Origin of the sequence: Sinorhizobium fredii NGR234, from assembly GCF_000018545.1 — a bacterium.
Taxonomy (GTDB): Bacteria; Pseudomonadota; Alphaproteobacteria; order Rhizobiales; family Rhizobiaceae; genus Sinorhizobium; species Sinorhizobium fredii_A.
Window position 1 is genome coordinate 2688189 of the sequence record NC_012587.1, and the last position, 20503, is coordinate 2708691.

At 63.9% G+C, this 20503-nt stretch carries 16 protein-coding genes and 1 pseudogene; 3 read left to right on the forward strand and 14 right to left on the reverse strand.

Features of this window, described 5'->3' with window-relative positions:
- Positions 1–30 precede the first annotated feature (30 nt).
- Both NGR_RS24095 and NGR_RS24100 read right to left on the reverse strand, forming a co-directional pair.
- Complete coding sequence (locus NGR_RS24095) at positions 31–1014, reverse strand: Bug family tripartite tricarboxylate transporter substrate binding protein (protein ID WP_012709105.1); 984 nt, start codon at positions 1012–1014, stop codon at positions 31–33.
- 120 nt (positions 1015–1134) lie between these two features.
- A pseudogene (locus NGR_RS24100) lies at positions 1135–2282 on the reverse strand (isocitrate/isopropylmalate dehydrogenase family protein).
- Between the two features lie 183 nt (positions 2283–2465).
- Here NGR_RS24100 and NGR_RS24105 point away from each other — a divergent pair.
- A complete protein-coding gene (locus NGR_RS24105; RefSeq protein ID WP_240545214.1) occupies positions 2466–3350 on the forward strand; it encodes a GntR family transcriptional regulator in 885 nt (294 codons plus the stop codon).
- A gap of 136 nt (positions 3351–3486) precedes the next feature.
- Positions 3487–4065, forward strand: coding sequence for a cysteine hydrolase family protein (locus NGR_RS24110; RefSeq protein ID WP_012709109.1), 579 nt, complete (start codon positions 3487–3489; stop codon positions 4063–4065).
- Here NGR_RS24110 and NGR_RS24115 read toward each other — a convergent pair.
- The 11 genes from NGR_RS24115 to NGR_RS24165 form a co-directional block, all read right to left on the reverse strand.
- Complete coding sequence (locus NGR_RS24115) at positions 4051–4875, reverse strand: TIM barrel protein (RefSeq protein ID WP_164924455.1); 825 nt, start codon at positions 4873–4875, stop codon at positions 4051–4053. The genes NGR_RS24110 and NGR_RS24115 overlap by 15 nt on opposite strands.
- 106 nt (positions 4876–4981) lie before the next feature.
- On the reverse strand, positions 4982–6823 hold the full coding sequence (gene iolD, locus NGR_RS24120; RefSeq protein ID WP_012709111.1) for a 3D-(3,5/4)-trihydroxycyclohexane-1,2-dione acylhydrolase (decyclizing): 1842 nt from the start codon (positions 6821–6823) through the stop codon (positions 4982–4984).
- The gene (locus NGR_RS24125; RefSeq protein ID WP_012709112.1) at positions 6820–8733 is read right to left on the reverse strand and encodes a bifunctional 5-dehydro-2-deoxygluconokinase/5-dehydro-2-deoxyphosphogluconate aldolase; all 1914 of its coding nucleotides are present in this window, start codon (positions 8731–8733) and stop codon (positions 6820–6822) included. Before NGR_RS24125 ends, iolD begins: the two co-directional genes overlap by 4 nt.
- 178 nt (positions 8734–8911) lie before the next feature.
- Positions 8912–9853 carry a sugar phosphate isomerase/epimerase family protein gene (locus tag NGR_RS24130; RefSeq protein ID WP_012709113.1) on the reverse strand — a complete coding sequence of 314 codons (942 nt, stop codon included), beginning with the start codon at positions 9851–9853 and terminating at the stop codon, positions 8912–8914.
- Between the two features lie 79 nt (positions 9854–9932).
- Positions 9933–11105, reverse strand: a complete 1173-nt coding sequence (locus tag NGR_RS24135; RefSeq protein WP_012709114.1) for a Gfo/Idh/MocA family protein — start codon at positions 11103–11105, stop codon at positions 9933–9935.
- A gap of 57 nt (positions 11106–11162) precedes the next feature.
- Positions 11163–12185 (reverse strand): Gfo/Idh/MocA family oxidoreductase, encoded by a 1023-nt coding sequence (locus NGR_RS24140; protein WP_012709115.1) that lies wholly within the window; start codon positions 12183–12185, stop codon positions 11163–11165.
- Positions 12182–13087: a sugar phosphate isomerase/epimerase family protein gene (locus NGR_RS24145; protein ID WP_012709116.1), complete on the reverse strand. Its 906-nt coding sequence runs from the start codon at positions 13085–13087 to the stop codon at positions 12182–12184. Before NGR_RS24145 ends, NGR_RS24140 begins: the two co-directional genes overlap by 4 nt.
- 107 nt (positions 13088–13194) lie before the next feature.
- Entirely contained in the window at positions 13195–14022 is an 828-nt protein-coding gene (locus NGR_RS24150) for an ATP-binding cassette domain-containing protein (RefSeq protein ID WP_012709117.1), read from the reverse strand.
- Between the two features lie 9 nt (positions 14023–14031).
- On the reverse strand, positions 14032–15030 hold the full coding sequence (locus NGR_RS24155; protein ID WP_012709118.1) for an ABC transporter permease: 999 nt from the start codon (positions 15028–15030) through the stop codon (positions 14032–14034).
- Between the two features lie 10 nt (positions 15031–15040).
- A complete protein-coding gene (locus tag NGR_RS24160) occupies positions 15041–16087 on the reverse strand; it encodes an ABC transporter permease (RefSeq protein ID WP_012709119.1) in 1047 nt (348 codons plus the stop codon).
- A 107-nt stretch (positions 16088–16194) separates the two neighbouring features.
- Complete coding sequence (locus NGR_RS24165; RefSeq protein ID WP_164924456.1) at positions 16195–17175, reverse strand: sugar ABC transporter substrate-binding protein; 981 nt, start codon at positions 17173–17175, stop codon at positions 16195–16197.
- 165 nt (positions 17176–17340) lie between these two features.
- On the opposite strand from NGR_RS24165, the gene NGR_RS24170 reads away from it, so the two are divergent.
- Positions 17341–18378 (forward strand): LacI family DNA-binding transcriptional regulator, encoded by a 1038-nt coding sequence (locus NGR_RS24170; protein ID WP_012709121.1) that lies wholly within the window; start codon positions 17341–17343, stop codon positions 18376–18378.
- Positions 18379–18440: 62 nt separating this feature from the next.
- Here NGR_RS24170 and NGR_RS24175 read toward each other — a convergent pair whose 3' ends face one another.
- Positions 18441–20501 carry a 3-hydroxyacyl-CoA dehydrogenase NAD-binding domain-containing protein gene (locus NGR_RS24175; RefSeq protein ID WP_164924457.1) on the reverse strand — a complete coding sequence of 687 codons (2061 nt, stop codon included), beginning with the start codon at positions 20499–20501 and terminating at the stop codon, positions 18441–18443.
- Positions 20502–20503: the final 2 nt, after the last annotated feature.

Here is a 20503-nt window from a genome sequence, read left to right on the forward strand (position 1 = left end):
ATGATGCCTCCCGATTGGGCGGGCCGCTCGTCAGAGCAGCCCGACTTCCTTCAGCGCGCTCTCGACGCGCTTCTGCTCGTCCGCCAGGAATGCGCCGAATTCCTCAGCCGGAAGGTAGGTGTCGATCCAGCCGCGCTTCTCGAGCGCCGCCTTCCATTCGGGCGTCTTGACGAGTGTGGCGATCGCGTTGCCGAGCGCTTCGCGGTCTTCGTCAGCGAGCTTCGGATGCGCCATGATGCCGCGCCAGTTCATGACGGCGAGGTCGACGCCCGCTTCCTTGAGAGTCGGCACATCGACGCCCGCAATGCGCGCGTCACCGGTGACGGCAAGGGCACGAAGTTGCCCTGCTTCGACCTGGGCGCGGAACTCCTCGTAGCCGCTGATGCCGACGGTCGCGTGGCCGCCGAGCGTCGAGGCAAGCACCTCGCCGCCGCCGGCATGCACGACATAGTTGATCTTCTTCGGATCGACGCCGACGGTCTTGGCGATCAGCCCTGCAGCAACGTGATCGATGCCGCCGATCGAACCGCCGGCCCAGGCAACCTTCGAGGGATCGGCCTTCAGGCGAGCGACGAGATCAGCCATCGTCTTGATGTCGGAATTCGCCGGAACCACGATGGCGTCGGCCTCGCCCATAAGGCGGGCGACCGGAACGGTCTGGTCGAGCGTTACCGGAGACTTGGTCGTCAGGACGCCGCCGACGAGGGCAAAGCCGATGACTATGGCGCTCGGATGGCGCGGCTTGGTCGTCACAAACTGCGACAGCCCGACCGTTCCGCCGCCGCCGGCGATATTCTGCACCTCGACGGGACCGGTGATCTTGTCCTCCTGGAGGATGGTCTGTACGGCGCGCGCCAACTGGTCGTAACCGCTGCCCGGACTGCTCGGTGCCGTGATGTGCAGGGATTCGAGCTGCTCTCCCGCCAAAGCGGGAACGGCCGTCTGATGCACCAGCATCGCTGTCGCTGCGGCGGCAAGAAGCGTTGAGAACGCGCGGCGTGTTATGTTTCTCATGGAAAATTCCTCCATCCATGCGCTGTGTTGTTCGATCCCCGGGACCGCCACTCGGTCACCTCCTCCAGGATCGCCGGAACACATTCCCGGCTTGCCCTTGCGGGATTTCCCGACGCCGCTTCAGGCGGCCGTGGTCGATGCGCCCGCGGCGCGGACGGCGTCCACTACCTTGGCAGTGAAGGCGTCGGTATCGAGCTTTCCGCCGAGGTCGCGGGTGCGCGACTGCGGCTCACGCAAGACGGACTCGATCGCCTCCTCGACGAGCGCGGCGGCGCGCGTCAGACGCGGGTCGTTCCGCCTGCGGCCGAGCCAGTCGAGCAGCATGGCGGCGGAAAGAATGAGAGAGGTCGGGTTCGCGACGTTCTTGCCGGCGATATCGGGTGCCGAGCCGTGCTGGGCCTGGGCGACGCAGATGTCGTCACCGGCATTGATGGAGCCGCCGAGACCGAGGCTGCCCGAGAGTTCCGAAGCCTCGTCGGAAAGGATGTCGCCGAACATGTTGGTGGTGACGATGACGTCGAAGCGATCCGGCGACCGGATGAGATGCGCCGCAGCCGCATCGACGATCAGCTCTTCGAGAACGACGTCCGGATAGGTTTCGGCCACCTTGCGCACTTCCCGCAGGAACAGGCCGTCCGAGAGCTTCACGACATTGGCCTTGTGAACCGCGGTTACCTTCTTGCGACGGTGACGCGCCAGCTCGAAGGCTGCCTTGGCTACACGCGACGAGGCTTTGGCGGTGACCTTGCGGATGGAAAACGCCATGTCCGGATCGGGCATGAACTCCCCTGCCCCGGCGAACATGTTGCGGTCGGAATAGAACCCTTCGGTGTTCTCGCGCACCAGGACGAGGTCCATGGCTTGCGCAGGATGGTCAGCCCTTCGCGCGAGCGGCAGGGGCGGATATTGGCGTAGAGCTCGAATTTGGTCCTGAGTTCACCCGAGGGATTGATGCCGCCCTTGTCCCGCGACGGATATTCGTTGTGCGAAACCGGACCGAGGATCACGCCGTCCGCCTGCGGCACGCTCTTCATCACGGCGTCCGGGAGCGTGGTGCCCCGTTCGGCAAGGGACTTGAGGCCGATGTCCTGCAGTTCGAAGTCGAGGCCCAGTCCGATTTCGGCATCGGCGGCCTTCAGAACCTCCAAGGTCGCGGCAGTGATTTCAGGTCCGATCCCGTCACCCGGCAGCACGAGAAGCTTCAACGTCATGTTTTTCCTCACCTCTTGCGGAGAGACCAGAGGACGCACGAGATCGTTCGCCGACATTGTGCCGGCGCCGCGAAAACAACGATCAGGATGGAGTCCTCCAGACCAATCTTGGTCTTTTTCTCATCTAAAATACCAAATACCGGAGGAATTGGTATTTTGCAGGCGGAAAAAACCAAAATCGCTTGGTGACGACGCGACGTTGTGGCATAGATGAGCAAAATCGGGAGCTTAGCCGTGCAGATGACACCCTTGATCGCCAGTCTTGCCGACCAGATCGTCGCGCATATCCGCACCGACAAGCTTGCCGAGGGCGATCGCCTCGTCGAGCGCAAGCTCGCAGAACAGTTTCGCGTCTCGCGCTCGCCGGTCAGAAATGCCATGAAGCTCCTGCACGAGGTCGGCGTGTTGAAGCAGGGCGAAGGCGGCGGCTATCTGATCGCCGACGTCGAAGCCGCCGAGAAACTGTCGCTGGAGTCGGCCTCGACGGAGGATGACGAGCAGATCTACCTGACGATCGCGGACGACCGGCTGCATGGCCGGTTGCCGGAAAGGATCACCGAAAGCGAATTCCTGCGGCGCTATGACCTCACCAAGGGCCGGCTGTCGAAGATCCTGCTGCGTATGGCCAATGAGGGCTGGATCGAACGCCTGCCCGGTCACGGCTGGGCCTTCCTCCCGGTGCTGACGTCGCTCCAGGCCTATGAGGACAGCTTCCGGTTTCGCTTGTTGATCGAGCCTGCCGCTCTGCTGGAACCGAGTTTCAAGCTCAATCGCCCGGCGCTGCTACGCTGCCGGGAGGAGCAGGAGTGGCTGGTAAACGGCGGCATCTGGACGGTTCCGGACGCCAAGCTCTTCGAACTCAACAGCGGCATGCACGAGGCAATCATCGAATGCTGCCAGAACAGCTTCTTCATCGATTCCCTGAAACGCCTCGATCGCCTGCGCCGACTCATCGACTACCGGCAGATGCTCGACCGCAACAGCGCCCGCGAGCGCTGCCGCGAGCATATCGAGCTGCTAGACCTCATCCTCGCTGGCAAGAACGAAGACGCTTCGCGCTACATGGCGCGGCATCTCAAGGATCTTAGTCGCTTGAAGATCGTGGCGCGGGAAATGCGCGGCTAGTTGTCCCTGCTGGTAAGGAAAACGCGAACCGCTAGACCGGAAGCCGTGGGCTTCTTGGCGTCGCATGGTGCATGGAACTCCGTTCGCTGCTTCGAGTTCTACGGACCGTGTGGGCTTTGGGGCCGCGGAGTGCGAAATGAACCCGGAAAAATGGATCCACCTGTGTATCGACATGCAGCGCATGTTTGCCGAGGGCACCCCTTGGCAAGTCGCCTGGATGCCCAAGGTTTTCGACCAGGTCGCCGAGGTCGCCGCCCGTTTTCCGGATCGGACGATATTCACGCGGTTCGTGCCGCCGGCTTCTCCGGAGGAACTGCCGGGCATGTGGCGCGCCTATTACGAAAAGTGGCCGATGATGACGACCGCTGAACTTGAACCCGATCTGGTGGATCTCGTTCCGGAGCTGAAGAAGCTGGTTCCGCCGGCACATATCCTCGACAAGACCACCTATTCGCCCTGGACAGGCGGTCGGCTGCATGGCGCCTTGACTCGCCAGGACATCGGGACGCTGGTCGTAACAGGAGGCGAGACGGACATCTGCGTGCTGGCCGCAACACTTGGAGCCATCGATCTCGGTTACAAGGTCATTCTGCTGAAGGACGCAGTTTGCAGTACGACCGATCAGACGCACGATGCGTCGCTGGAACTTCTGGGCAATCGCTTCTCGGTTCAAGTGGAGGTCATCAGCACCGAAAGATGGTTATCGTTGGTTTAGACGACTGTATGACCGAGCCTCGATATACTCGAATGAGCGGGCGATATCCTCAGCCAGGGTGGAACTCTCTTGAACGGTCGGTGCGGTGCATTCGAACGAGAATGCACCTCGGTATCCGGCGTCGAGAAAGGAATTGATCTGGCCGGACGTGTCGCAGCGATCCCGTTCATCGACGAGAATGCGGTGCGCATCGAGCCGCTCGTCCAGCGGCGGAAGCGGGTCGGAGATTCCCGAGATATGCACGAGCGCCGTGTAGTCGGCGAAGATCGGGCCACCGCCGGCGATCGCATGCTGGAACGTGTCGTGCACCAGCTTGAATTTCGCTGGTCCGCCCACCGCCTCGATTGCCTCGACAAGCTCGGCCTTGTCCTTGAGCGACGAGGTTGAAAATCCGATCGGCTCTATCAGGGCCAGGACATTGCGGCCTTGCAACATGGGCAGGATCTCCCGCATGACGTCGCGCAGCGCCCTCTGGCGCAGTCCGTCCTCGGTTCCTCTCCCGTCCACGCGGGGAATGAGACTGATCGTCTCGGCACCACAGGCCTCGGCCGTATCGATCAAACCCTGAACGGCCGCCGCACGTGCGTCGAACCAGTCGTTGAACGGATAGACCTCGCTCAAACCCAGAAGCCTGAGGCCCCTGGCGCGCGCCATGTCGCCGGCCGCACGCGGTGCAATTCCGTCAAAAAATGGCCGCCCCAAATCATTATGGGCCTTCACGCCCACGCATCCGAGCTCCTTTGCCAGATCGAGGAAACCCTCGTAGGAAAGCCGGCAGGCGGTCTTCTGGTTGAGCCCGCGGCGGATCATTTCCTGTCTCGCTCGATGATCCGCCCAGCCTCTGATGCCGGAAGCTTGTGGACCTTGTCGCGTTTGCCGAAGGGCCGGCGTAGCAGATCGACCATATCGCTCTCCCTCAATCGAACGTCCGCTGGTGGGCAGCATTCTGATTGTAGTGCGCGCGGGCGCGTTCAAGGCGCTCCGGTCCGCCGGCCTGCGGGACGGCAACGTCCCACCAATGGCCGCCCGCACCGGTGCCGGGCACGGCATCCGTGTCGATGACGATCACGCTCGGGATTTTCCGCCCGCGCGCCGCGACGATCCGCGCTTCGAGCTCCCCGATCGAGCCCACCTTCTCGGCATGCGCCCCCATTGCCGCAGCATGGGCGACGAAGTCGATCTCGGGCTGCACTTCGACATTGGAGTCCTTGTACATGTTGTTGAACTCGGCCCCGCCGCATTCGATCTGGAGCCGGTTGATGCAACCGTAGCCGCGGTTGTCGGTGAGGACGACGGTGAACGGCACGCGGCGCATCACGGCGGTGGCAAGCTCCGAATTCGCCATCATGTAGGAGCCGTCGCCGACAAAGCAGATCACCTCCTTGTCGGGGCGGGCGAGCTTGATGCCCATGGCGCCGGCCACCTCATAGCCCATGCAGGAATAGCCGTATTCCATGTGATAGCCGCCCGCGGCCGCCTGCCAGAGCACCTGCAGGGCGCCGGGCATGGTGCCGGCAGCGCACATGACCACCGTCCTTTCGGTCGCTACCCGCTGCACCGCGCCGATCACCTGCGCGTCCGACGGCAGGTTACCCGCCGCGTCCGTCTCCGGCGCCGCCGTCACGCGTGTAACGGCTGCATGCCAATCCAGGCGGCTCTCAGCGTCGAAAGCTGGCGCGCGGTGCTGACCGAGAGCCGCGCTCAGCCGCCCGAGCGTGATCTTGGCATCGCCCACGCAGGGAAGAGCCCCGTGCTTCGTCGCATCATGGCCGGCAAGGTTGATCGACACGAGCCGGCGCGCGGCGTTGCGGAAGAGCGCCCAGCTGCCAGTGGTAAAATCCTGGAAGCGGGTCCCGACGCCGATCACCAGGTCCGCCTCTGCGCAGAGTGCATTGGCCGAGGCCGAGCCCGTCACTCCGGGCGAGCCGAAGTTCAGCGGGTGGTCCCAGCTGTTCGCTCCCTTTCCCGCCTGCGTCTCGACGAAAGGGATGTTGTGCGCCTCGGCAAAGGCGATGAGATCCGCCTCGGCCTCAGAATAGATCACCCCGCCTCCGGAGATGATCACTGGGCGCTTCGACGCCCGGATCGAGTCGGCGAGATCGGCGACCTCGCGCGCATCGGGCTCGGGGCGGCGAATTCGCCAGACCCTCGGCTCGAAGAATGTCTCCGGATAGTCATAGGCCTCAGCCTGTACGTCCTGGCAGAAGGCGAGCGTGACCGGGCCGCAGATGGCGGGATCGGTCATGGTCGCGAGCGCCCGCGGCAAACAGGTCAAGAGATGCTCGGGCCGCGCGATCCGGTCGAAATAGGCCGAGACCGGGCGGAAGCAGTCGTTGGCGCTGACCGTCGCGTCGCCGAAGTCCTCCACCTGCTGCAGCACCGGATCGGGGCGGCGGTTGGCGAACACGTCCCCGGGGATGAACAGCACCGGCAGCCGGTTGACATGGGCCAGCGTACAGGCGGTCACCATGTTCGTGGCGCCGGGGCCGATGGAGGAGGTTACCGCCTGGGCGCGGGTGCGTTTGAGTGTCTTCGCATAGGCTATCGCGGCATGGGCCATCGTCTGCTCGTTCTGGCCGCGCCAGGTCGGCAGCGCATCGCCGATGCCGTGCAGCGCTTCGCCAATCCCGGCCACGTTGCCGTGGCCGAAGATCGCCCAGACGCCGTCGATGAAGCGCTCGCCCTCCTCGGTCTTCTGCACCGAGAGCCATTTGACCATGGCCTGCGCCGCCGTCAGCCGAATCGTCTTCATGGTCATGCTGCTTCCTCCTGCGCGGATGTCTGCGCCTCGTCCCAGTTGGCGCAAAGACGTGCGTATCTGGCAACCATCTCTTCTACTGCGCCTTCGTCGCTCTGCCGCCCCTCGAACCAGTCACGCGCGACCGAGCCGAAGATCGTGCGGCCGACTGCGAAACCCTTGACCAGCGGGAAGCGCGCCGCGACCTCGAAGCTCGCCTTGAGCACCGCTTCCGGCGCGTCGAGACCCAGAACGACGATGCCGCGCGTGTAGGGGTCGTGTTCCTCGATGGCCGCGCAGACGCTCGCCCATGCGCTTGCCTCCTCCATCGGCTCCAGCTTCCACCAGTCGGGATAGATCCCTTCGGCATAAAAACGCCGGATCAGCGTGGCGACGGTGCCGGAAGCGACGGGCCCCACCTTGGAGGGAATGATTTCCAGAAGGAATTCCAGCTTGTTGCGGCGCGCGGCGGTAAAGAGCCGCCTCACCTCTTCGAGCTGCGTCGCCCACATTGCGGCATCGTCGTCGGGATGGCAGAAGCAAAGCACCTTGACGACGTTCCCGCGCGCCCATTCGGAAAGCCCGCCGCAATCCGCACCAAGCGCGGGCTCGAGCGTGAGCGGCCGCGAGCCCGGCCATTCGCAGGGTCGGCCGATCCAGAGCCCGGTGCCGGAGGCCGCATGCAGCGCACGCCGCCCGATCCGGTCGTCGCAGAGGATGCCGTAACCGGGGCGCCCGTTCTGCACGCGGAGCGCCGCTTGCAGGCAGAGCTCCTTGAACGCTCCGCCCTTGGAAGGCGTGTAACCCGCCAGCGACTCGAGTTGCATCCGGTGGTCGAAGGCGAAGACCCGCATCTGCGGCCAGTCGCCATGCCTGTTGGTCGACCAGTGGATCTGCTCCAGTTCGGCGTCGTTCCTGAGGTCCGCCCGCGCCATGCCGCGCTTCAGGAAGAAAGTCAGCTCTTCAAGCGAGGGGTAGGCCGGCGCGCAGCCGTGACGCGACACCGCGAAGGCCCCGCAGGCGTTGGCGAATTTGAGCGCCGTGGGCCAGTCTTCCCCGTCGAGCCAGCCTTTCAGCAGTCCCGAAAAGAAGCCGTCGCCCGCCCCGAGGACGTTGAAAACCTCGACGGGGAAGCCTTCGCCGGAGAGGCCGTCGTCGAGACTGTCCGGGATCGGCCCCTCGAAGGCCGCGGCGCCCTTCGCACCGCGCTTGCAGACGAGCGTGGCGGCTGAGACGGAACGTACGGCGCGCAGGGCGGCCACCGTATCGGTCGTGCCGCCGGCAATGTGAAACTCTTCCTCGGTGCCGACGATCAGGTCGAAGAGGTGCAGCGTGGACTGGAGCTTCGCCGTTACCGCGCCGCTCTCGACGAACCGGCTCTCGCCATCATTATGCCCCGCCACGCCCCAGAGGTTCGGGCGGTAGTCGATGTCGAGCGCGGTCTTTGCTCCGTGCTTGCGGGCAAGGTTCAGCGCCTTGAGAACGGCGGCCGCGGTACGCGAATGCGACAAATGCGTGCCGGTCACGAGCACGGAGCGCGCCGACGCGATCAGCTCCTCGTCAATGTCCTCTTCGGAGAGCGCCATGTCGGCGCAATTCTCGCGATAGAAAATGAGCGGAAAGCGATCCTCGTCGCGGATGCCAAGGATGACGAGTGCCGTGAGCCGCTCGGGATCGGTTGCGACACCGCGAGTCTCGACCCCCTGCCGCTGCAGCTCCTCGCGGATGAACCGGCCCATATGCTCGTCGCCCACCCGGGTGATGAGCGCCGACCTCAAGCCCAGGCGCGCCGTGCCGCAGGCAATGTTGGTGGGGCTGCCGCCGATATACTTCTCGAAGGATCCCATATCCTCGAGGCGTCCTCCAACCTGCGCCCCATAGAGGTCAACCCCCGCGCGCCCGATCGTGATTACGTCCAACGATTTGGTCATATCCCTGTCCTCAGAATGCGTTTTTGTGGAACGCCCAGCCGAGCCCGCGAACTGGTCGAGAACCAGAGCCGCTGTTCAGCAATGCCGTTCCTGTTCGATGGCCGTGTCGCGGCCTACTCGCGCTCGATGCGCGGCCGGAGCGGCGGCACGGACAGACGCCTGCCCGTGCCGCAGGCTCTCAGCGGCTGATCGTTGCCTGGAGCGCGTCGATGGAGGACTGGATGCCGGCCTCGGTCGACATGGTGAAATCCTCCATCTCGAGGCTGACCCAGCCGTTGTAGCCGCACATGCGGACGACCGAGAAGAATTCCTTCCACCACTGCAGGTCACGGCCCGCGCCGACAGCAACGTAGTTCCAGCTGCGGTTGGCGACGTCGGTGACCTCCTTCAATTCGAGAAGACCGTTCACGTCGGCAAGCCCGCGCTCGATGCGGGTGTCCTTGCCGTGGCAATGGTGAATCGCGCTGCCGAGCGCGCGGGCAGATGCGATCGGATCGGCGCCCATCCACATCAAGTGCGAGGGATCGAGGTTCATGCCGACCATCTGGCCAACCTCGTTGCGCAGGCGGAACAGCGTCTCGGGATTCCAGACGAGCATGGCCGAGAAATTTTCGAGCGCGTATTTCTCGACGCCCGCCTCCTTGGCGAGCTTCACCAGATCGTGCCACAGCGGGAAAGCGCGCTCTTCCCACTGGTAGCGGTCGCGCTCCGGCATCTCGTCGGGCCAGCTCTTCGTGTAGACGAGCCAGTTGGGCACCATGTCACCGGGTGCTGCTTCCGGCAGACCGGACATCGTCACGATGGTCTTGACGCCGATTTCGCCGGCGAGACGGATCGTTTGCTCCATTACCTTGCGGTGACGCTTGCCCATATCACCTGGATCGAGCGGGTTTGCCGAGCAATTGAGCGCCGCGATCTTCAGACCGCGCGCTTCGATTTCCTTGAGCTTGGTCCTCAAGAGCGCCTTGTCGGCCAGCAACTCATCGGCCCGGAAATGCGGCGCGCGCGACCAGCCGCCGCCGGTCATTTCGATGCCTTCGACGCCGAGCTTGACGCATTTGTCGAGCATGTCCGTGAAAGACAGGTCGCCCATCACATCAGTGCAGATAGAAAGTTTCATTGGTTCATCTTTCGTTGAGAAGAGAATGCGGGGCGCGCCGCGGGAGGAGTCGGGAGGAAGACAGCGCGCCCCTGCCGGGTCACTTGAAGGCGACCCAGGCGGAACCTGCGTCAGCCGAGCGGACGCAGTTTTCCAACCAGCGGACCCCTTCAGTGCCGGCCTTTATGCCCGGATAGTGGTGCGTCTTCAGGAAGGCTTCATCGCCACGGTTCTTCGCGTCGATCGCCTGGGCGATCCACAGGTAGATGTTCGACCAGCTGTCGCCGAGGCCTTCGGTATGCAGCGCGCCCATGCGGTCGGCCGCGAGGCTTTCCTCCTCCAGATAGGGCATGCCGTGATGCAGCGTGCGGTTCGGCTCGCCCTGAACTTCGTAGATCAGCTGATCGGGATGGCTGTCGCTCCATTCGACGGAGGCCTTGGAGCCGACGAAGCGGTAGCGCTGGCTGCCCATGTTCCCGGCGTTCACCGACGAAACCCACAGACGGCCCCGCGCCCCGTTGTCGTAGTGCATGAGCACCGTGGCATGGTCTTCGAGCGGCGCGCGGGTCGGGATGAACGCCTTGCGGTCGCAGAGCAGCTTGTCGATCTTCATATGCGGCAGGACGATCTCGGACAGATAGTAGAGATGCGTGCCGATATCGCCGAGAACGAAGGTCGGTCCGGCAGTCTTCGGATTGGTGCGCCATTTCACCGCCTCGCCGGCGCCGACATCGTCACCGGAGTTGAAGCCGTGGGTGTATTGCATGTCGACGATGCGGATATCGCCGAGCATGCCCTTCTTGACCATGGCGGCCATCTGGTGAACCAGCGGATGACCGGTAAAGCCGTAGGTGACGCCGACGATCAGGCCCTTTTCCGCGGCAAGCTTTTCGATCTCTTCGCATTCGGCGACGGTGAAGAACAGCGGCTTTTCGCAGATGACGTGCAGGCCGGCTTCCAGGCAGGCCTTGGTGATCTCGTAATGGGTGAAGTTCGGCGTCGCGATCGAGACGACTTCGACGCCATCCTCGCGCCGCGCTTCGCCCGCGATCAGTTCCTGATAAGTGGCGTAGCAGCGGTTCGCCTCGACGCCGAGCTTCACGCCGAAATCACGGCCTCGCTCGGCGTCGAGGTCGAAGGCGCCGCACACCAGCCGATAGGTCCCGTCACGCAGTGCCCCGCTGCGATGCTTGTAACCCACCTGACCGGTGCGGCCGCCGCCGACCATGCCCCAACGCAGGGGGCGTTCGATAAGTCTTTCTCCATTCAGCATTTTTGAACCTTTCAGGCATGTTGTCTTCTTGACTGTCGGGAGTGCCCAGAGCGTCCGCTACCGGGCAGCCTCCAATGTCGGGCCGTAGAGCGAAGGACGCTGGCACATGCGGACCGGCTCGAGTGCACCGCTTTCGGCCGCGCGCAGCGCCGCATCGGCGACCAGCGTGGCGGCATAGCCGTCCCAGGTGGAGGGGCCGGTCGCCGTCCCCTGCGCCGCCGCGACGATCCACTCGCGGAACTCCTGGTCATAGGCTTCGATGAAGCGTTCGCGCCAATCCGCCGGTACCGGCTGGCGCACCCCATGGATGTCGCGGATGACGGTTGCCGGACGAAGCGGCAGGCTCGCCGTGCCCTCCTCGCAGCTCACCTCGCCGCGGATGTCGTAGCCGTAGGCGATGTTTACCGAGATCTCGACATCGACCAGCGCCCCGGAGCCCATATGCAGAAGCACCACCACCGGATCGCGCAGTTCGCCGCCACGGCGCGAGCGGCGAGGCACGCGAACCTCGACCCCCGTCACCTCGTCGTTCAGCAGCCAGCGCGAAATGTAGGCGTCATGGACGAGCGTGTCGTTGAGCGGCATGTCCGAGGTGTAGAGCCCCTCGGGAACGGATGCATTGCGATGCGTCGAATGGAACATCAGCGGCGCACCGAGCACGCCGGCGTCCAATGTCGCCTTGAGACGCCGATAGTCGGCGTCGAAGCGGCGCATGAAGCCCACCTGCACCAGGCGTCGGCCGAATGCCACTTCGGCCTCCATCACCCTCAGCGCGGCGGCCGCGGTGGTGACCAACGGCTTTTCGCAGAAGACCGGCTTACCGGCGGCGATGCAGTCGAGAAGCTGCTCCTCGTGGGCGGGACCCCAGGAGCAGATCACTACAGCCTCGACCGTTTCGGACCGGATCAGATCGCCCGCCGCAGCGTAGACGTCCGCTCCCTGCGGCGCGACTGCGGCAGCGCGAGCACCGTCGATGTCGCTCACCGCGACGACTTCGACGGCCGAGAGCACTTGGGTCAGGCGGCGGATGTGGTCCTGGCCGATCATGCCCGTGCCGATGACACCGACTCTAAGGGTCATTTCGCGCCCCAATACTTGTCGATGTAGCGCTGCATTTCGGTGCGCATGAACGTGCCGGAATGATCCGCCTTGTCTTCCCAGGCAAAGACGCAGGCGGTCATGATGCCGTCGAAGCCAACTTCGGCCAGGGTGGCGAAGAAGTCGTCCCAGGGAACCTCGCCCTGGCCGATGTTGAGATGCTGGTGGACCCGCGCCTGCGTACCCGGCGGGTTGAGGATATACCTCAGGCCAGAAGAGGCTTTGTGGTTGAACGTGTCGCCCACATGAACGTGGGCGAGCACATCCTTGGCCTCGCGCAACATCGCCTTGGTGTCGTCACCGAAGTAGAAGGTATGCGGCGCGCAGTATAGGAACTTGACGTTCTTAGAATTCACCGTGCGGATGATGTCGAGCGCCGGCTGCAGCGTCTCGCACCAATCTTCGGGATGGGGCTCGACATGCAGGTTGATGCCTTCCTTCTCGAAGACCGGCACCAGTTCCTCCATCGAGCGCCACCAGGCGTCCTCGCAGGCCTCGATCATCGAGCCGGTGTGGCAGCAGTAGCATGACCCCTTGTCGGGGTGCGGACCGCGACCGAACTCCGAGTTCATCGTGTCGACTTCCAGTTCGACGGCGATCTCGATGGCGCGCTTCCAGTGTTTCACCGCGGCCTGCCGCTCGGCCTCGTCATTGGAGGCCCAGCGATACATGGGCAGCAGCGAGGCGATGCCGACATTGGCGTCGGAAAGCGCCTTCTTGAACGACTTCACCCGATTGGGGAAAACGCGCGGCGCCTTGAACCATTCGAGGAAGTCGCCGCGAGGCGAAAGCTCGATCCAATCGTAGCCGAGTTCCTTGACCTTGCTGGGCAACGCTTCGAGCGAGAGATGCCGATGCATGAACGGGTCGAGTGCAATCTTCATTTTGACCTCCAGATTTCGGGCGCAATTCTCCCTCCTTCGACGGCGGTCTTTTCAGGCGCTGTCGAAACCGGCGGATTGCGCAATTTCGTTCGTGGTGCCGTCAGCGGTTACTGGGCTGGCGGCGGCGGCGGCTGCCCTTCGTGGCTTTGCATATAGGTTTCGATCTGAGCCTCCAGATCCGCCATGGTTTCGCCGCCCGCCATCAGGTCGGTAATCTCCTCGCGGGTCTTTTCGCCCCTGCGGAAATCAGCGGCGATCGCCCCACGGATGAGCACGGCGAAGTGATCGCCCACCGCCATCGCATGCATCACCTGATGGGTGATGAAAATCACCGCCAGGCCGCGCCGCTTCGCCTCGTTGACGATCCTGAGCACGTGAGCCGCCTGTTTGACGCCGAGAGCGGCAGTCGGCTCGTCAAGGATCAGTACACGGGCGCCGAAATGCACGGCACGGGCGATCGCAAGCGACTGACGTTCGCCGCCGGAAAGCCCTCCGACCAGACGATCGCCGTCGCCGATCCGGGTGATGCCGAAGTTCTGCACCGCCCTGACGGCAATCTCGTTTGCCGTCTTGCGGTCATAGACCTTGAACGGGCCCCAGCCCTTGGTTGGCTCGACGCCGACGAAGAAGGAACGGCCGATCGACATCAGCGGAAAGGTGCCGCCGAATTGATGCACCGTCGAGATGCCCTTTTCCTGCGCCTCGCGAGGCCCGCTGAATTCGACCGGCTGGCCGTCCATGAGAATGGTGCCGCGGGTCGGCTTGTGAACACCGGCAAGCGTCTTGATGAGCGTCGACTTGCCGGCGCCGTTGTCGCCCAGCAGGCAGAGCACCTCGCCGGCACGGACCTTCAGCGAGATGCCGTGCAGCACGTCGATCGGACCGAAGCTTTTGTCGACATTTTGCAGTTCGAGGATCGGAGTATTGTCAGACATGGTGAACACTCACTTCTTTCTCTTCGGCACGAAGCTCAGCGCCATCTGCCGGAAGGTATTGTTCATCAGGACGGCGGCCATCAGCATCACGCCGATAATGAGGTTGGACCAGTTGCGGTCGATGTCGGTGAAATAGATGCCCTGGCTGACGACAGCGAAGGTCAGCGCGCCGAGGAATATCCCGGCAACCGAACCGAAGCCGCCGGTGAGCAGCACGCCGCCCACGACAATCGAGACGATCGTGTTGAAGATATAGTTCATGCCGCCGGAGACCTGCGCGGAGTTGAACAGGATCGCCCCGCACATTCCGACGAAGGAGGCGGCCGTGCTCGATAGAACAAAGAGGCCGATCTTGAGCCGCTTGGTCGGGATCCCGGCATTGCGGGCGCTGACCTCGTCTCCTCCCATCGCGAAGATCCAGTTGCCGTAGCGCGTCGCGTGAAGCACGAAGCCGAAGATCAAGGTCAGCGCAAACCACCACAGGATGATCACCTGGAATTTGCCGTTGATGAGCTGGCCGAAGATCGTCTTTGCCCAGGCTGGTGCTTCAAGCGGAACCGAGGCTCCCCCGGTCAGGATGACGGATCCTGCGAGGACGAGACCCTGCACCGCCACCAGCGTGCCTAGTGTGATGATCAGCGAGGGCACGCTGGTGCGCACCGCCAGGAAACCGTTCATCAGCCCCACCAGAACGCCGAAGGTGAGCGCCCCGAGCATGCCGATCACGATCGGCATGTCGTAATAGCCCGACAGAATGGCGATCGACATCGAGCCCGCCGGGATCATCGCGCCGATCGAGATATCAAGCTCGCCAGCGATCATCAGCAGGCCGACGGGCAAGGCGACGATACCGAGATTGGCCGCGAAATTGACCCAGCTTGCCGCGCCGAAGAGCGCACCCAGGCTCACGCCGCCGAAGGCTACATAGAAGGCGATTACCGCGACGAAGCTCAGCACGGCCCCGAATTCCGGGCGACGTACGAATTGTCCAATGGAAAAACTATTCATTTCTCCGCCCTCACTTCTTCTTCGCTGCGTAGGACATCGCCATCAGCCGGAACTTGTCGTTCATCATCACGGCGAGCAGCAGGAGTGCACCGATAATGATGCTGCCAAGGTTCGGGTCGATGCCGGTGAAATAGATGCCCTGGTTGACGATTGCGAAGGTGAGCGTACCGAGGACAATGCCCACCACCGACCCGGCGCCGCCGGTCAGAAGCACGCCGCCGATGACCACGCACATGATCGAATTGAAGATGAACGATTGCCCCGCGAGCACCTGCGCGCTTTGGTAGACGAGCACCTGGCTGACGCCGACGAAGGCGGCGGAAAAGCCCGACAGCATATAGAGCGCGACGGTCAGTCTGGCCGTCGGAATACCGGCGTTGCGGGCCGAGACTTTGTCGCCGCCCAGCGCGAAGATCCAGTTGCCCACGGGCAAAACGTGCAGCAGGTAGAAGAACGCCGCCACGAACAGGAGCCACCAGAAGATCGTCACCTGAAACATGCCGCCGACGAAATCGCCGAGGATCGCCTTGACGGTCGGGCTCGGCACTAGCGAGACGCCGGTGCTGCCGGCGATGAGCACGGTGAAGCCCAGCGTCAGGCCCATGACGGCGAACATCGAACCGATGGTGACGATCAAGGAGGGCACCCCGGTCCGGTTGACCATGTAGCCATTGAGAAATCCGACGATGAGCCCGACGCCCAGACCGGCGGAAATCCCGACGATCTCGGGAAGGCCGTAGTGGCCGGAGATGATGGCGACCGTCAGGGACGACGCCGGAATCACCGCGCCGATCGACAGGTCCATTTCCCCCGCGATCATCAGGAGCCCGATTGGAAGTGCGACGATGCCGATCTCGGCGGCGACGTTGAGCCAGCTCGCAGAGCCGGCGGAAGACAGGAAGGCCTGTCCGCCCACCAGGGCGAAGAAGACGAACACCGCAATCAAGCCGAGGAGCGACCCGGCTTCGGGCCGACGGGAAAGCTGACCGATGGTCGCTTTGATATTCTGGCCACCCGAAGGAACCGACGAGGCATGGACACTATTTGTCGTGTTCATTTGAATACCACCAATGAAGCTGAACGACCGGTGACGGCCGACGCTATTGGAAGACTGGAAGCTGCCTGCCTGAACGGCAGGCAGCTTCCGCGAGGTTCAGCCGAGGCTCAGCGGGCGCCCGCCTTCACGCCCTCCAGGGTGGCATCGACGTTCGATTTGTCGATGACGCCGGGACCGGTCAGGATTTCCCGGGTCGGTACGGTAAGGCCGTAGTTGACTTTGCCGTTCAGGATCGAGACCGCCAGATAGCCCTGCAGGTAACCCTGCTGGTCGACCGCGCAGAGCTGGGTGCCGCTCTTGATGTTGTTCAGGATCGTTTCATCCATGTTCATGCCGCAAACCTGGACCTGACCCTGCTTGCCGGCCTGCGTCACCCCGTTGACCGCCGAGTTCGTATCGACGTTGCCAATCGCGAACACGGCCTTGATGTCCGGGTTCTGCAGCAGGTGCGCCTTCAGGGCCTGGGCCACGGCCGTCGCGGAGCCGAAGGAGGTTGCCGGCAGCGGCAGCGCCGAATCGACGCCGCCACCTTCTGTGACCCCGTCGATCATCCCCTTGCAGAAGGCTTCGATGTTCGCCGCGCCAGGCAGCGTGTTGAGGCAGACGGCGTTTTTCAGGTCCTTCTTGGCGAAGTAGGTGCCCGCCGCCTTGCCGGACAGGTAGTCGTTGGAACCGACATAGTTCATCGCGCCGAGGCGGTCGGCAGCTTCAATGCCGCCGGCATTGAAGATGACCAGCGGAATTCCGGCATCGACGACCTGCTTGAATGCAGGATCCATGGCCTCCGGCACCCAGTCCGGGCCAACGATCGCATCGGCCCCCTGGTCGATGGCCTGACGGATCAGTTCCGCCGCGTCGACACCGAGGTTGTCGTAGTTCTGCGGCCCGAGCCAGGTTACCGATCCGCCCTGCGCCTCGACGACCTTGCCCGCATCCTCGGCACCGCGCTTGACGATGGACCAGAATGGATCGTCCGGCTTGCCGCCTACAACGAAGATGTTGGCTCCGTCAGCCATGGCCGAAGAAACGCCCATGCACAGAGCAACACCCGTCAACAGCCCGTACAGGGCACGTTTCGTAAAACTCATCTGTATTCCTCCCTAGAGTTGCGGTCGAGATAGCATCTCCTCAAGAAGGCTCTCGGCCCGCTGGAATGTTTGTACCAAACGGCTCACTGGGTTGGAATACTTGTTGCACTAAATGGAAATTATTGTATCATTTAATTCCATTCGTTTTTTGACGTGAAATGTATCATGAAGAAGCGACCAACCATTGCCGATCTCGCCGAGGCGTCGGGCGTCAGCATTTCGACGGTCAACCGGATCCTCGGCGGTTCGGGCTCAGTGCGCGCGGACACGATCGAGAGGGTGCAGAACGCGGCGGAAGAGATCGGATTTTACGGGCTCGGCGTGATCGAGGACCGTAAGAGGCGCGCGCTGCCGAGCTATCGCTTCGGTTTCCTCCTTCAGCAGTCGACTCGCGAACTGTACCGGCTGTTCGGCGCGAAGATCATCGAGGCGGCCGCGAGACGGCAGCATGAGAAGATCGAGCCCCTGGTGGATTTCGTCGATCTCCTCGAGCCCCAGAATATCGCCGATCGCCTGGAAGTGCTCGGCAGGCGGAGCGACGCGGTTGCCATCATCGCCGGCGATCATCCTCTGATAAGCCAGACGATCCATTCCCTCAGCCTCCGCGGCAAACCCGTCGTTGCCTATGTCACGGATCAATCCGCACCGGATAGAGCGGGCTATGTCGGAACAGACAACTGGAAGCTTGGCCGGACCGCAGCATGGTTTCTCGCCCAGACGACCTGTACTCCCGGCCGCGTGGCGGTCTTCATCGGAAATCACCGCTATCAGTGTCAGGACATTTCAGATGCAAGCTTCCGGTCCTACATGCGGGAGCACGCGCCGCATCTGAAGGTGGACGACAGCCGTCCGACGCACGAGGAGCCGCAGGAAGCCTACCGGATCGTGACCGAACTGCTCTCGGGACTGGATGATCTCAGAGGCATCTATATCGCGGGAGGGGGCATCTCGGGCGTTCTGCGCGCGCTGCGCGAGGCTCCGGAGGAAAAGCGAAAAAAGGTCAGGATCGTCTGTCGTGACATTGGTCCGGAGACCCGTAAGGGATTGACCGAGGGGCTGATCACGGCGGCTCTCTGTCATCCCCTTGACCAAACCTCGGACGAATTGATTGCAACGATGGTCGCCTCGTTGGAACACCGCAATAGCACCACGATCCTGCAACGCGTCGTTCCCTTCGAGATCATCACTCCGGAGAGCGTATAGCCGACACTCCCGCTTCCGGGTCATGGCGGCTTTCTCCCAGACACCCGCACAGTTTTGGTGCCTCAGCGGGAAGGATCGGCGAAGCCGCCGTGCCGTGCGGCCGCAATCAGGAGGTCGCAAGGTGGATCGGCCAGCCCCTCGCTCGCAAGCGCGTCCAGCGCGTCGACGACCTTGTCCAGGCCGTATGCCTGCGCATAATGCATCGGACCGCCGCGCCAGCGCGGAAAGCCGTAGCCGTGGATTTTGACGAGGTCGATATCGGACACCCGCAGCGCCGTGCCGTCCGCGAGGATTCTTGCCCCCTCGTTGACCATCGGCCAAAGGATGCAGTCGACGATGGAGTCGTCGTGCCAGTCCCGCCGCAGCCAGCTCTTCGCCTCTTCGGCAATGATCGCCGCGACCACATCCGAAGGCCGCGGCGTCCGGTCGCCGGGCTCGTAGTCATACCAGCCACCGCCGCTCTTCTGCCCGAAGCGCCGGGCAGCGCAGAGCCGGTCGGCGATCGGCGCGAAGGACTTCTCGCCGCGCGCGCGCGCCGCCTTTCGCTGGAACGCCGCGATGTCGAGGCCGCCGAGGTCCTGCGCCTCGAATGGTCCCATCGGCAGGCCGAAGGCGCGCATGGCGGCATCGACCGCCGCAGGCGTGGCGCCCGAGAGCAGCAGCCGCTCGGCCTGAACCCGCGTCACCTTGAGGATCCGGTTGCCGATGAAACCGTCGCAAATCCCGGCACGCACCGGAATCTTGTTCAGGATGCGCGCCAGCGCGAAGCCGGCCGCGATCACGTCAGGCGAGGTCGCCTTCGTCGGCACGATTTCCAACAGCTTCATCACCTGCGCCGGGCTGAAGAAATGCAGGCCGAGGAAGCGGTCCGGCCGGCTGATGCCCTCCGCGATCCGCTCCGGATCAAGGTAAGAGGTGTTCGTCGCCAGCACGGCCTCAGCACGGCAAGCGGCGGCGAGGCGTCGAAAGACCTCCCGCTTCACATCCAGGTCCTCGAACACGGCCTCGACGACCAGATCGATGTCGGCGAGCGCCGCGTAGTCCGTCGTGCCGATGACGCCCGCCATTCGCTCGGCGGCCGCATCAGCGGACATGCGGCCCCGCTTTGCCGCACCGTCGAAGATCGCACGCAGATTGGCCAGTCCGCGTTCGACCGCGCCATCATCGCGCTCGACCAGGACGACCGGCAGGCCGGCATCCCTGAGCGCCGCGGCAATGCCGGCGCCCATGGTGCCGCCGCCGATCACCGCCGCCGAACCGATCGTCCGCGGTATGACACCGGCCAGTTCCGGCGGACGCGTCGCCGCCCGCTCGGCGAAGAACACATGGCGAAGGGCGGCGGCTTGCGCCGAGCCGCGCAGCGCCAGGAAGGTTTCGCGCTCGAAGGCGATCGCCGTTTCGAAATCCGCCTCGGCAGCGCGGCGTACGCAGGCAAGTGCCCTGAGCGGCGCCTCTTCCCGCTTCGCACGGGCAGCGACGGAACCTGCCGCCGCATCCCAGAAGCCTGCGGATGATGCCGCGACGGAGCGATCGCGGAGCGCGTCCGGCAGTGGCCGATCGAGAACGGTGCGTGCGAAGGTGACGGCGCCGGCGACGAGATCGTCCTCGATCACTGTGTCGACCAATCCAGCCTCACAAGCCGTGCGCGCGCCGATCGGCGCTCCGGCCGTGACCATGTCGACCGCCGTCTCGACACCGGCGAGCCGCGGCAGCCGGACCGTTCCGCCGGCGCCCGGCACGAGGCCGAGGCGGACCTCCGGCAGCCCGACGCTTGCCGAGGCAGTGGCGACGCGAAAGCGGCAGCCGAGCGCCACTTCGAAACCGCCACCGAGCGCGCTGCCATGGATCGCCGCCACCCAGGGCTTTTTCGCCCGTTCGATCCGCGCGACGAGATCGGGCAGATGCGGCGGCGTCGGCGGCTTGCCGAATTCGCCTACATCGGCCCCGGCGATGAAGGTGCGCCCGGCGCATGTCAGCACCACCGCCTTCACGAAGGGATCAGCGTCGAGCGCCTCGACCGCGTCGAGAAGCCCCTGGCGCACGGCCTGCGACAGCGCATTGACGGGCGGATTGTCGACGGTGACGACGGCGACCTCGCCAATCTGTTCGATGCTGACGGTCATGT

Coding starts and splice junctions, on each gene's coding strand:
- NGR_RS24095 (WP_012709105.1), bottom strand. CDS start 1,014: ATGAGAAACATAACACGCCGCGCGTTCTCAACGCTTCTTGCCGCCGCA.
- NGR_RS24105 (WP_240545214.1), top strand. CDS start 2,466: ATGACACCCTTGATCGCCAGTCTTGCCGACCAGATCGTCGCGCATATC.
- NGR_RS24110 (WP_012709109.1), top strand. CDS start 3,487: ATGAACCCGGAAAAATGGATCCACCTGTGTATCGACATGCAGCGCATG.
- NGR_RS24115 (WP_164924455.1), bottom strand. CDS start 4,875: ATGATCCGCCGCGGGCTCAACCAGAAGACCGCCTGCCGGCTTTCCTAC.
- iolD (WP_012709111.1), bottom strand. CDS start 6,823: ATGACCATGAAGACGATTCGGCTGACGGCGGCGCAGGCCATGGTCAAA.
- NGR_RS24125 (WP_012709112.1), bottom strand. CDS start 8,733: ATGACCAAATCGTTGGACGTAATCACGATCGGGCGCGCGGGGGTTGAC.
- NGR_RS24130 (WP_012709113.1), bottom strand. CDS start 9,853: ATGAAACTTTCTATCTGCACTGATGTGATGGGCGACCTGTCTTTCACG.
- NGR_RS24135 (WP_012709114.1), bottom strand. CDS start 11,105: ATGCTGAATGGAGAAAGACTTATCGAACGCCCCCTGCGTTGGGGCATG.
- NGR_RS24140 (WP_012709115.1), bottom strand. CDS start 12,185: ATGACCCTTAGAGTCGGTGTCATCGGCACGGGCATGATCGGCCAGGAC.
- NGR_RS24145 (WP_012709116.1), bottom strand. CDS start 13,087: ATGAAGATTGCACTCGACCCGTTCATGCATCGGCATCTCTCGCTCGAA.
- NGR_RS24150 (WP_012709117.1), bottom strand. CDS start 14,022: ATGTCTGACAATACTCCGATCCTCGAACTGCAAAATGTCGACAAAAGC.
- NGR_RS24155 (WP_012709118.1), bottom strand. CDS start 15,030: ATGAATAGTTTTTCCATTGGACAATTCGTACGTCGCCCGGAATTCGGG.
- NGR_RS24160 (WP_012709119.1), bottom strand. CDS start 16,087: ATGAACACGACAAATAGTGTCCATGCCTCGTCGGTTCCTTCGGGTGGC.
- NGR_RS24165 (WP_164924456.1), bottom strand. CDS start 17,175: ATGAGTTTTACGAAACGTGCCCTGTACGGGCTGTTGACGGGTGTTGCT.
- NGR_RS24170 (WP_012709121.1), top strand. CDS start 17,341: ATGAAGAAGCGACCAACCATTGCCGATCTCGCCGAGGCGTCGGGCGTC.
- NGR_RS24175 (WP_164924457.1), bottom strand. CDS start 20,501: ATGACCGTCAGCATCGAACAGATTGGCGAGGTCGCCGTCGTCACCGTC.